Consider the following 11841-nt stretch of genomic DNA (forward strand, 5'->3'; position numbering starts at 1 on the left):
CCGCCGGGCGGCGGGGTCGAGCCGGGCAGCGGCGGGCCGCCGGGCAGGTCGCCCGCGCCCTGTGCGGTGCGCACCGGCGTCGGCTCCGGCTCCTCGCGGACCGGCGGCCACGGCTCGCCACGCTCCCTGGCCAGCTCGCCCTGGGTCTTGATGGGCGGCTTGTCCGACGGCGTGCGGCCACCGAACTCGTTGAACGCGGTGATCCGAGGACGCTTCTCCACCTTCGAGAAGATCCGCTCCAGGTCCTTGCGCTGGAGGGTCTCCCTGTCCAGCAGCTCGACCACGAGGTTGTCGAGCACGTCGCGGTAGGTGTTGAGCACGTCCCACGCCTCGGTGTGCGCGGCCTCGATGAGCTTGCGCACCTCCTCGTCGATCTCGTGCGCGACCTCCAGCGAGTAGTCCGGCGCGTGGCCCATGGAGCGGCCGACGAACGGGTCGCCCTGCTCCTGGCCGTACTTGACCGCGCCGAGCCTGGCGGACATGCCGTACTCGGTGACCATCGCCTTGGCGATCTTGGTCGCCTGCTCGATGTCGCTGGACGCGCCGGTGGTCGGCTCGTGGAACACCAGCTCCTCGGCCGAGCGCCCGCCGAGGGCGAACACCAGCCTGGCGATCATCTCCGAGCGGGTCATCAGCTGCTTGTCGTCCTCCGGCACGACCAGCGCGTGCCCGCCGGTGCGCCCACGCGGCAGGATCGTCAGCTTGTACACCGGCTCGAGGTCGGGCATCGCCCACGCGGCGAGCGCGTGCCCGCCCTCGTGGTAGGCGGTGATCTTCTTCTCCTTCTCGGAGATGATCCGCGACTTGCGGGCCGGCCCGCCGATCACCCGGTCGACCGACTCCTCCAGCGCGACACTGTTGATCATCGTGCCGTTTTCCCGCGCGGTGAGCAGGGCGGCCTCGTTGATCACGTTGGCCAGGTCGGCGCCGGACATGCCCACGGTGCGCTTGGCCAGGCCCTCGAGGTCGGCGTCCGGGTCGAACGGCTTGCCCTTCGAGTGCACCTCGAGGATCCGCCTGCGGCCCATCAGGTCCGGTGGGGACACCGGGATCTGCCGGTCGAAGCGGCCGGGACGCAGCAGCGCCGGGTCGAGGATGTCGGGGCGGTTGGTGGCCGCGATCAGGATGATGCCGCCGCGCGCGTCGAAGCCGTCCATCTCGACCAGCAGCTGGTTGAGGGTCTGCTCCCGCTCGTCGTGGCCACCGCCGAGGCCGGCGCCGCGCTGGCGGCCGACCGCGTCGATCTCGTCGACGAAGATGATGCACGGCGCGTTCTGCTTGGCCTGCTCGAACAGGTCACGCACCCGGGAGGCGCCGACACCGACGAACATCTCGACGAAGTCCGAGCCGGAGATCGAGTAGAACGGCACGGCCGCCTCGCCGGCGACCGCACGGGCCAGCAGCGTCTTGCCGGTGCCCGGCGGGCCGTAGAGCAGCACACCCTTGGGAATCTTGGCGCCGAGCGCCTGGTAGCGGCCGGGGTTCTGCAGGAAGTCCTTGATCTCGTAGAGCTCCTCGACCGCCTCGTCGGCTCCCGCGACGTCGGCGAACGTGGTCTTCGGCATGTCCTTCGGCAACTGCTTGGCCTTGGACTTGCCGAAGTTGAGCACCCGGTTCCCGCCGCCCTGGACGTTGTTCATCATCCACATCAGGAGGATGAGCAGCAGGCCGAGCGGGATCAGGAAGATCAGGATCTGGGTGAGGAAGGACTCGGTGGTCACCGTGGTGTTGAACTCGAGCTTGTCCCCAGCCCGTTCCTGCAGCTGGCGATAGATGTCGCCGGTGGCCGCGGACGGGAACTTCGTGATGATCTGGGTGACCTGCTGCCCGTCCTGTTCGACAGGCTCGCGCAGGGTCAGCTTGAGCTGTTGTTCCTTGTCCTCGAGCTCGGCCTTCTCGACGTTGTTCTCGGTCACCTGGGTGACGGCCTTGGAGGTGGGCACCTCGGTGTAGCCGCGGGTGTCGTCGAACAGCAGGGTGATCAAGAAGTAGAGCAGCAACACCACCAAGATCCACACCAGCGGGTTGCGCAGCAGGCGCTTGCGGTCCATCAACTTACGGCCGCGGTGCGGCCCGACCCTCCCTGACTTGCACGTAGGGCAATGGCGCCCATTACCCGGCCGGACAAGGCACTCCGGTCCACCCAGCGTACCGCCCGCACCACAGTGCCCACGTCGTCAAGTGCCCGGCGTGATGCTCCGCCCAACTCAACGGCCGTGGGGGCGAATCGGTTCCCACGACAGCTGTGCAGGTCAGAGCGGTTACCGCCGGTCGGAGGTGACTTCCCGGACCAGTTCGCCGAGGCGATGGCGCAGGGTGGCCGCGTCGGTCGGGGCGATGGTCGTCCAGCCGTCGCGGGTCTGGGTCAGGTAGCGACCGGTCTCGTTGTCGAACCAGGACAGCACCGGTGAGCGGCGCCGGCCACGCACGTCGGTACGGCTGTTGACCGCGAGCTGACCACCCCTGCGGTTGGCGAGCGTGGTCAGCTTGACCAGCGCCTTGCGCTCCAGCTCACTCGTGCGCTGGGAGCCGCCGGCAGCGACCAGCGCCAGCTCGTCGGCCGGCACGGAGATCGACTGCTCGGTGCCCCGCTGCGCCCCCGGCAGCAGGCCGACGATCGCCGAGACCAGGCCGTCGCGCGGGACGCTGCGCAGCCGCAGCTGCTGCTGGTGCTGCACGGCCAGCACGGCACCGGCCCGGCCGGCCGCGGCCAGCGCGAGCACCGGTGGCGCGGTCAGCTCCGGCAGGAAGACCGCGTCGATGCTCACGTCGGCCTGGGTGAGCGTGCCGAACCAGTCCTCCAGCTCCGGCTCGAGCCGGCCACGATGGTCGATCAGCCCGTCGGCGACCAGGTCCTCCCGCACCCGGCGGCGCAGCGCCGCCCGCTCGTCCATGGTGGTGCCGTGCGAGCGGACCTCGAGCGGATAGGGCAGCTCGCCCGCGCCGATCGCCTCCCAGAGGAAGTCCAGGGCCAGCGGGCCGAGCCGCCGCTCACCCGGCATGTCAGGCGTCCCCGTTGTCGCCGCCGATGACCGGCGGAGCGGCCAGCTGGTCGTTGCCGAACGCGCTGTCCGGGTCGCCCTCGATCAGGTAGGCGGGCCGGTCGTGCTCGTCGTCGTCCTCGCCGTTGGCCCGCCGGCCGCCGGCGCCCATGCCGCCGCCGGCACCCATGCCGCCTCGGCCGGCGCCACCGCCGGGAGCCAGCCCACCGGGTCCGCCCATGCCGCGCGGACCGGCGCCCTGGCCGGTGCCGGCACCCGAGCCGGCGCCGGTGCCGCCCGCACCACCAGCGCCCTGGCCACCGAAGTTGCCGAACGCGGGACCGAAACCGCCGGAGCCGGCCGCCGGCATCGACGGGCCACCGCCCGGCCCGAAGGCCGGTGCGCTCGGCGGGGCCGAGGTCGGCAGCGAGGTGGGGTTGTAGCCGGCGGTCGAGGTGCCGGGCAGGGTGCCCGGGATGTTCAGGTCACCGGCGTCGAGGTCCTCGTAGCCCGGGATGATGCCCGAGTTCGCGCCGCCCCCGGCGCCACCGGGGGCGATGCCGACATAGCCGCCGCCAGGGCCGCCGGTGCCGGTGCTGCCGGGGAAGTCGCCGCCGCCACCGGTGCCGGGGATCTGCACCCCGCCGCCGGTGATCGGCCCGCCGCCACCGGCCGCGGGGTTGATCTTGCCCGTCGGCGGCGGCACGAAGCTGGGGGTCTGCTCGTCGACCGCGCTCATCGCCTGGGTGTAGGCCTCGAGGTAGGTGATCTGCTCGCGCTTGACCGCGTCCGCGGCGTCCCGCTGCGCGCGCAGGTCGGCCTGCATGGCGGCCGGCCCGCCGGTGATCGCGGCCTGCAGCAGCTGCTGCTGGTCGAACTCCTCTGGCGGCGGCAGCTTGCGCACCTCGGTCGCGGCGGTCGACTGGCGGGACATCTGCACGCCCATCATCTGCGCGGTCTGCCCGGCCTGGCCCGCGGCCTGGGCCAGCGGCGAGAGCGCGGCGCGGGCCGAGTCCGACGCCACGCCGGTCCACGCGCCCTGGATGGCGGTGACCGCCTCGAACAGGCCGTTGGCCGCCTCGGCCAGCCGGTTGCCGCCGTCGTTGAACGCGCGGCCCAGGGAGTCGGCGGTGGACGGGCTGTTGTTCGTGGTGGCGAAGGCGTAGAGCTGCTTGCTGGTGTAGCCGTTCCAGTTGGGCACGTCGCCGATGACCCGGTCATCGCCCATCCGGACCTCGGTGGACAGCTCGGTCGCCTGGTAGTCGGTGACCGAGGTGCGCACGTCGGTGTAGGTGGAGCGGTCCTCGTCCGGCATGCGCTGCATGGCGCGGTAGGTGTCCGACGCGCGGTCGCCGGCGTACTCGTGCGTGTCGTAATGGTCGTGCTGCTCGTTGCCGTTGGGCGCCATCGCGCTCCCCCTTAGCTAGTCGTCCTTGACCCTCGGGATGGCGATGGCCGCGAACTCGTCTGCCACGGCACACGGTTCGTACTTGCCCTCACCAGCCGAGAGTGGCGCCGCGCTGACGCCGAAGAGGTTCTCACCCGGCAGTTCCACCACGATCTCGCAGGCGTTGATCGAGGCGGTCTGCTTCTTGACCGCGGTCAGGCCGTCGACGGTCGTCTGGGTGACGGTGACGTCCTCGGACGGGCGCACGCTGGACAGGTCCAGCCCTGGCTGCACGCCGGCGATCAACGAGGTCTCGTTCTCCCAGGTGCAGATGTCGTGCCCGTCGGAGATGCTGTTGCCCTCCCGGCCCTGCGCGGACCCGCCGAGCCGCTGCGCCTCCGCCGGCTCGAGCAACCCGCACAGCTGGGACAGGGAGTAGTCGGCCGCCGACTCGTCGCCGTCGGTCGACGGCGGCGGCTCGCTCGAGGTCTGGTCGACCTGGCGGTCGGCCGAGGTCGGCTCGCCGGCGGTCGACTCGCCACCACACGCGGTGAGCACCGTGAGGCTGGCGGCGCCGACAAGCAGCGCCGCCGTCGTCACGGCACGGTTCACGCCTGGCGTCCGTAGGTCTGCGCGAAGTCGTCGTCGACAGCGACGTAGTTGTCGATACTGCGCCGCAGAGCCTCCTCCGCCTTCTCCGTCTCGTCGAACAGCAGCCGCAGCGCCGCGACGAACGAGTCGTCGCCCTCGTAGCGGGCGACCGACTTGCTGGCCATGGCCTGGCCGACCGGGTTGGCCCCGAGCTGGACCTCCCAGCCACCACCCGTGCCACCGCTCTGCAGCAGCGAGGTGAGCTGGTCCTTGACCTTGCCTATCTTCGTCAACGCGTCCTCGGCGGCGGCGGCTTCGATGGACACCTGGCCGCTGGCAGCCGCGGCACTGAACGCGCCAACTGCGCTTCCGATTGACTCGAACACCCGTGCTCCCCATGGTGTGACCGGTCCGCACCGCCTAGACGCGACGCGCCACCGAGGTCGAGATTAGCTCACCGCCCCGACGGCCCGGAACGGAATCGCGGAACTTTTCGGGGCACCGACCAGCAGGCACTACGCACCGTGACTCGTCGAGGTGCGCGCCGGTCAGGTCAGGAGGAGTAGACCCGGGGGTCGAGCGTGCCGATGTAGGGCAGGTCGCGGTAGCGCTCGGCGAAGTCCAGGCCGTAGCCGACGACGAACTCGTTGGGGATCTCGAAACCGACGTAACGCACCGGCACCTCGACCTTCACCGCGTCCGGTTTGCGCAGTAGCGTGCACACCTCCAGCGACGCCGGGTTGCGCGACTGCAGGTTCTTGAGCAGCCAGGACAGCGTCAGGCCGGAGTCGATGATGTCCTCGACGATCAGCACGTGCCGGCCGGCGATGTCCCGGTCGAGGTCCTTGAGGATGCGCACCACACCCGAGGACGAGGTGGCCGAGCCGTAGGAGCTGACCGCCATGAACTCCATCTGCACCGGCACGGTCAGCGCACGGGCCAGGTCGGTCATGAACATGACCGCGCCCTTGAGCACCCCGACCAGCACCAGGTCGTCGCGGGCACCGGCCTCCGGGTAGTCGTCGGAGACGGTCTTCGCCAGCTCCCCGATCTTCTGGTCGATCTCTTTCTCGGTGATCAGCACGGAGGCGATGTCGTCGCCGTACACAAGGTCCCCTCTCCACTCACCCGGATACGGTGAGCCTGCCACGGACCCGGCTGACCTCAAAGCCACCGGGTAACCACACACCGCCCTGACCGCGCCACTCGCCGATCAGTGCGTCTACCGACCGGAGTTGCCCGTCGGTCAGCTCCCTTACCCCCATGCCGAGCAGCCATCGTCGCAGCACGCGGCGACGCAGCGCGGGCGGCTCCCCCGCCAGCTCGGCGAGGTCGAGTGCCTGGTCGTGCCGGGCGCGGTCGAAGACCCGCGCGGCCAGCACGTCGAGCGCCTCGGTGTCCTCGCGCAGCTGGGTGGCGGTCCTGGTCAGCGCGGCGGCGACGCCGCCGTGCAGGACGTCCTCCAGCAGGGGGAGCACCTCGAGGCGCAGGCGGACGCGGGTGAACGCGGGGTTCGCGTTGTGCGGGTCCTGCCACGGGTCGAGGCCAAGCTCGGCGCACGCGGCGGCGGTGGTCGTGCGCGGCAGGTCGAGCAGCGGTCGGCCCCACGGCGGGTCGAGACGGCGCATGCCGGCGATCGAGCGGGGACCGGAGCCGCGGCCGAGGCCGAGCAGCACGGTCTCGGCCTGGTCGTCGCGGGTGTGGCCGAGCAGGACGAGGGTGTCGGGCGCGGCCGTGCGTAACGCGGCGTAGCGGGCCTTGCGGGCGGCGGCCTCCGGGCCGCCCGGCCCGGTGACGTCGACCGCCAGCACGTGCGCCTCGGCCAGGCCGAGGCCGCGGAGTTGGGTGGCGGCGCGGGCGGCGACCTCGGCGGAGTCGTCCTGGAGGCGATGGTCGACGATCAGGCCGAGCACGGTCAGCCCGCGGCGCTCGGCGAGCTGCGCGGTGGCCGCGGCGAGCGCGAGGGAGTCCGCGCCACCGGACACCGCGACCGCGACCCTGGCCGGGCTACCGGCATCGTCAAGCAACGAACGCACCGACCGCCGAACATCGTCAAGATCGCTCACTGTCCCGCCTCCCCGGGATTAATTGTTGTGGTCACGTTGAATCGATGGCTTCCGGATCCGTACGTACCGGGGGTTGAGTTGCGTTCCGTTCCCCTTGGGTGCGGTTGGGAACATCGCGGCTCGGGCAAGCTGTGACGTGCGGTTGACAGCGAGTGGCTCACCGGTGGACGCGGTGGACCCAGGCTGCGGGGTCGCCGAGTTCGGCGCGGAGCGGGAGGGTGTCCGGGGAGGTCCACACCGCGTTGAAGCCGTCCATGCCGACCGCGTCGACGACGTGGCGGGTGAACGCCGCGCCGACGGCGTACTGCTTGACCTTGGCGTCGACGCCGAGCAGGGTGCGCAGGATCCGGTCGAGCATGCCGCCGCCGCGTCTGCGGGCGGTGAACCGGGCGCGGATGGTGGCCACGGTGGGCACCACGGTCGGCCCGACCGCGTCCATCACGTGGTCGGCGTGGCCCTCCAGCAGCGTGGACAGCGCGATCAGCCGATCGAACACGGCGCGCTGGCCAGGGGTCTGGAGCAGCTCCACCAGCCCGACCGGCCCGCCGCTGGAGGTGGTGTCGTCCTCGGAGCGGCGACGGACGGCCTTGATCATGTCCGGCAGCCGGTTCAGCGAGCCGGAGGTGGACTCGTCGAGGCCGGTGAGGAAGCCGCGGACCTCGCCGGCGAAGTAGTCGCGCAGCCACGGCACGGCCGTGAACTGCAGCCGGTGGGTGCATTCGTGCAGGCAGACCCACATCCGGAAGTCCTCGCCCGGCACGTCGAGGGCGCGCTGGGCGGCGATGATGTTGGGCGCGACCAGCAGCAACCGGCCGCCGGCGCCACTGAACGGGTCGTACTGGCCGAGCACCCGGCCGCCGAGGTAGGCCAGCACCATGCCGGCCTGGACACCGGCGCTGCCGGCGAGCACGCCGCCGACGGCCTTGTTCGAGCCGGTGGTCGGCAGGGCGCCCTCGGTCAGCGCCTCGAGGCCCTCGGCCGCGGCGGCCACCCAGCCGCGCCGGTCGACGACCTCGCCCTGCGGCAGCGGCAGGCCGGCGCCGAGGCCGGTCAGCTCGCGGACGTGGGTCTCGGCGACGCCGGTGACCTCGCGCAACTGCTCGACCGTGCGGTTGGCCTCCTCCATGGGGACCACCGGACCCGGCTTGATCAGTCGGTGGGCGGTGGCCACGGCGATACCCCAGTCGACCGGCGTGCGGTTCCCCGTCGACTCATCCGACTCCGCGGCAGCACTCACACCAGCGACGCTACCCGACGAATCGTGCGCGGGCGCCGCGGTGCCTACCCGCATCCGCAGCCGCGGAGGGTGGCGGCGATGGCGTCCAGCGCGGGGCGCGCGCTGGAGTCGGTGTCGCCGGTCATCATGGCAAACACCATGACCCGGCCGTCCTGGTTCAGCACGACCCCGGCGAGGGAGTTGACGCCGGACAGGGTGCCGGTCTTGGCGCGGACGTAGCCCTTGCCGGCCACCGCTTCCCCGGAGACATAGCGATTGTTGAGTGTGCCACTACCGCCGGCCACCGGCAGGCCGCCGAGCATCGGGCGCAGCTTGGCGGTGCGCGGGTCCTCGCCGTCCGGCGCGGCGGCGACCTTGAGGATCTCGCCGAGCAGCTTGGCCGGCACCCGGTTCTCCGTCGACAGTCCGCTGCCGTCGGCCAGCTCGACCCCGGTCACGTCGAAACCGTTGTCGCGCAGTACTTCCAGCGTGGCGTCCCGGCCGCCGTCAAAGGAGACCTCCTTGCCGGCGACCCGCGCGACCTCCCTGGCGATGGTTTCCCCGAGCACGTTGTCCGAGGTGCGCAGGATGGTGTCGACCTGCTCGACCATCGACGCGGAGCGGACCTCGGCGAGCACCTTGGCATCCGCCGGCGCGGTCACCTCGGCTTCGGCGGACACGGTCGCGCCCAGCCGGGCGGCGAACTCATCGGCCAGCGCCCGCGCCGGGTTGGCGGTACGGGTGCCGTTCTGTGCCTTGGCGTCGGCCCGCCCGCCGTCGAGCATGGCGGGGACGATGGGCGTGATGTACCCGGCGCCGATGTCGACGGACAGCCAGCCGCGGGCCGAGCTCTCGCCGGAGTAGCGGCTCAGGTCGACCTGGACGGTCTGCACGGGTGTGCCACTGGCCTTGACCTGGTCGACCAGGTCACTGAGATGGGGCGCGCCCGGGTAGACCGAGACGACGTCCGGCTTGAGGGAGGACAGCGTCGGGTCGCCGCCGCCGACGATGACCACCGAGCCAGGTTCGCTGCCTTCGACGACCTTGGTGCTGAGCTGGGCGGTGTGGTCGACGCTGAGCAGCGCGGCGGCCGCGGTGAGCAGCTTGGTGGTGGAGGCGGGGGTCAGCGGGGTGTCCGGGTCGCTCTGCCAGAGGGTCTCGCCGGTGACCGGGTCCAGGACGATGCCGGTGAGCGTGCCGAGCGCCGGTGCGGCGGCCGGGCCGGCGAGCGCGGCCTGGACGCCGGCGGCGGTCGGTGCCGGGCCGTCGGCGCCGGGGGCGCGCAGGCTGGGGGCGAACTCGATCGGCGCGGCCGGCGGGTTGATGGCGACGTCGGGTTCGCCCTCGGTGAGGCCGAGCCGGTCGGACAGTCCCGGCACGCCGAAGATCACGCCCGCGGCGATCCCGAGCACCGCGACCACGGCGATGGCGGTGATGAGCAGGCGTTTGCGGTTGGCCGGGGTGGCGGGGCGATCGGCTGGTTCGGGGGTGGGTGCCGGTTCGGGGTCGGGCTCGATCCGTTGTGGGGCGGCGCGGGGTGGTTCCGGCGGGGGCCACGGGTCCTTGCGGGGAGCCGCTGGCGGTTGGTCCCAGAAGGCGGTGCCGTTGGCCGGGCCTGGCGGGGGTGTGACGGGACGAACGCGGATGGTCGCCTCGCCCGGGGCGTTGGGGCGGTAGGCGGCCGGCCGTTCCTGACGGGGCTGTTCGTGCCACAGGTGGTCGCGACGGGGTTGGTCCTGGCGGGGCCCGTGAGTCGGCTGGTCTGGGCGGCCGAGCCCCTGGGGAGGCTGGTCGGGGCGGCCGGGTCTCTGGCGGGACTGGTCGAACCGCTGGCCCTGCTGGCCCTGGTCTGGACGAGGGTCGTCCTGGCGGGGCTGATCCCAGCGGACCTGTTCTTCACGGGGCTGGTCCCGACGAGGCCGAGTCAGATTCTGGCGGGTCCGGTCCTCGTCAACCCGGCCCCAACGACCATGATCCGCACGAACCTGGTCCTGGCGGGGCTGGTCCTCCTGCGACTGATCCGCACCGGGCCGACCGACCAGGTTCTCGTCCGATCGCTCCGCCGCCGGCTCGCCGAACCACGCCTGCTCCCGAGCCTGTTCCGGCGCCCGCGCCGGCTCCTCGGGCTGCTCGGCCCGAGCCGCCGCCACCGGAGCGGCGTCCCGGTCATCGTCGTCCGCAGCGGGCCGATCGGCCGGAGCCTGGTCCTGCCCGAAGGCACCCGAACCAGCAGAAGCGCCCCGCGCCGTCGGCGAATCCGGCCATGCCGGGTCCCGCCGATCACCCTCCGCACCCGAGGTCTCCGGCTGCGCCAGGTCCTGGGGCACCTCGTCACCGGGTCGGTCGTCATCGGCATCAGCCGACGCCGGCAGCGGCAAATCCTCGGTCACCGCATCACCAGGCCGATCACCACCGGCGCCAGGCGACGCCGGCTCCTCCGCCACCTCGTCACCAGGCCGGTCATCATCGGCATCAGCCGACGCCGGCAGCGGCAAATCCTCGGTCACCGCATCACCAGGCCGATCACCACCGGCATCAGGCGACGCCGGCTCCTCGGCGACCGCATCACCAGGTCGGTCGTCCTCGGCGTCCGGCGACTCCGCCAGCGGGTCCTCATCCCCGGGCCGGTCATCACCGGCATCAGCCGACGCCGGCAGCGGCAGGTCCTGAGTCACCGCGTCCCCACCGGCGGACTCCGGGACAGGCAGATTCTCGGTCGCCGCCGCACCAGGCCGCTCGTCCTCGGCCTCCGCCGGCTCCGGCAGTGGCAAAGCCTGGGTCACCGCGGCACCAGGCCGGCTCTCGTCAGCACCCGACTCCGGCTCGGCCGCGGCCTGCTCGTCATCGACCGGCTCCGGCCAGGCAGGCTCGGCCGCCGGCACCGGCAACTCCTCCGTCGGGCCGGCGGCAGGCGAACCGTCGTCATCGACGGTCGGCCAGCCATCCCCTGACTGCGGCACATGCCCTCCCCGGTGTGGTTCCCTCCGGTGCATCACACTAATGGCACCAGAAGATCAGCCGACCTGAGCGAGGGGCAGCGTGGAGTTCGACGTAACGATCGAGATCCCCAAAGGGGTGCGAAACAAGTACGAGATGGATCACATCACGGGGCGCATCCGGCTCGACCGGACCCTCTTCACCGCCACGCAGTACCCGGCCGACTACGGCTTCGTCGAGAACAGCCTCGGCGAGGACGGCGACCCGCTGGACGCCCTGGTCCTGGTCCAGGAGCCGACCTTCCCCGGCTGCCTGATCAAGTCCCGGGCCATCGGCATGTTCCGGATGACCGACGAGAAGGGCGGCGACGACAAGGTCCTGTGTGTACCCGCCGAGGACCCGCGCAGCGAGCACCTACGCGACATCCATCACCTCGCCGAGTACCACCGCCTGGAGATCCAGCACTTCTTCGAGGTCTACAAGGACCTCGAACCCGGCAAGAGCGTCGAGGGCGCCACCTGGGTCGGCCGCACCGAGGCCGAGGCCGAGATCGTCCGCTCGTACCAACGCCTCAAGGACGAGGGCATGCCGCACTAGCGACGAAAAGGCCCCGCACATCCGTCCACTGTGGAACGAGATGTGCGGGGCCCCACCTCCCCCGGT

General features: G+C 71.8%; 10 protein-coding genes. 1 reads left to right on the forward strand and 9 read right to left on the reverse strand.

Features of this window, described 5'->3' with window-relative positions; all coding sequences use genetic code 11:
- From ftsH to dacB, 9 genes are all read right to left on the reverse strand, one after another.
- On the reverse strand, positions 1 to 2051 hold a 2051-nt coding region (gene ftsH / locus ACYVIP_RS14875; protein WP_460396409.1), incomplete at its 3' end, for an ATP-dependent zinc metalloprotease FtsH.
- A gap of 210 nt (positions 2052 to 2261) precedes the next feature.
- A complete protein-coding gene (locus tag ACYVIP_RS14880; RefSeq protein WP_460396411.1) occupies positions 2262 to 3002 on the reverse strand; it encodes an ESX secretion-associated protein EspG in 741 nt (246 codons plus the stop codon).
- 1 nt (position 3003) lies between these two features.
- Positions 3004 to 4389 (reverse strand): hypothetical protein, encoded by a 1386-nt coding sequence (locus ACYVIP_RS14885; RefSeq protein ID WP_460396413.1) that lies wholly within the window; start codon positions 4387 to 4389, stop codon positions 3004 to 3006.
- A 15-nt stretch (positions 4390 to 4404) separates the two neighbouring features.
- On the reverse strand, positions 4405 to 4980 hold the full coding sequence (locus tag ACYVIP_RS14890) for a DUF3558 family protein (protein ID WP_460396415.1): 576 nt from the start codon (positions 4978 to 4980) through the stop codon (positions 4405 to 4407).
- Positions 4977 to 5345 (reverse strand): hypothetical protein, encoded by a 369-nt coding sequence (locus ACYVIP_RS14895; RefSeq protein WP_460396417.1) that lies wholly within the window; start codon positions 5343 to 5345, stop codon positions 4977 to 4979. Before ACYVIP_RS14895 ends, ACYVIP_RS14890 begins: the two co-directional genes overlap by 4 nt.
- Before the next feature lie 167 nt (positions 5346 to 5512).
- The gene (gene hpt, locus ACYVIP_RS14900; RefSeq protein WP_460396419.1) at positions 5513 to 6067 is read right to left on the reverse strand and encodes a hypoxanthine phosphoribosyltransferase; all 555 of its coding nucleotides are present in this window, start codon (positions 6065 to 6067) and stop codon (positions 5513 to 5515) included.
- Between the two features lie 16 nt (positions 6068 to 6083).
- Positions 6084 to 7025, reverse strand: coding sequence for a tRNA lysidine(34) synthetase TilS (gene tilS, locus ACYVIP_RS14905; protein WP_460396421.1), 942 nt, complete (start codon positions 7023 to 7025; stop codon positions 6084 to 6086).
- A gap of 157 nt (positions 7026 to 7182) precedes the next feature.
- Positions 7183 to 8262 carry a zinc-dependent metalloprotease gene (locus tag ACYVIP_RS14910; RefSeq protein ID WP_460396423.1) on the reverse strand — a complete coding sequence of 360 codons (1080 nt, stop codon included), beginning with the start codon at positions 8260 to 8262 and terminating at the stop codon, positions 7183 to 7185.
- 44 nt (positions 8263 to 8306) lie between these two features.
- Entirely contained in the window at positions 8307 to 11201 is a 2895-nt protein-coding gene (gene dacB, locus ACYVIP_RS14915; protein WP_460396424.1) for a D-alanyl-D-alanine carboxypeptidase/D-alanyl-D-alanine endopeptidase, read from the reverse strand.
- Between the two features lie 79 nt (positions 11202 to 11280).
- Here dacB and ACYVIP_RS14920 point away from each other — a divergent pair, with 79 nt between their 5' ends.
- Positions 11281 to 11775 carry an inorganic diphosphatase gene (locus ACYVIP_RS14920; RefSeq protein WP_460396426.1) on the forward strand — a complete coding sequence of 165 codons (495 nt, stop codon included), beginning with the start codon at positions 11281 to 11283 and terminating at the stop codon, positions 11773 to 11775.
- The last annotated feature ends 66 nt before the right edge of the window (positions 11776 to 11841 follow it).

The sequence above is a fragment of the Actinophytocola sediminis genome (assembly GCF_054779715.1).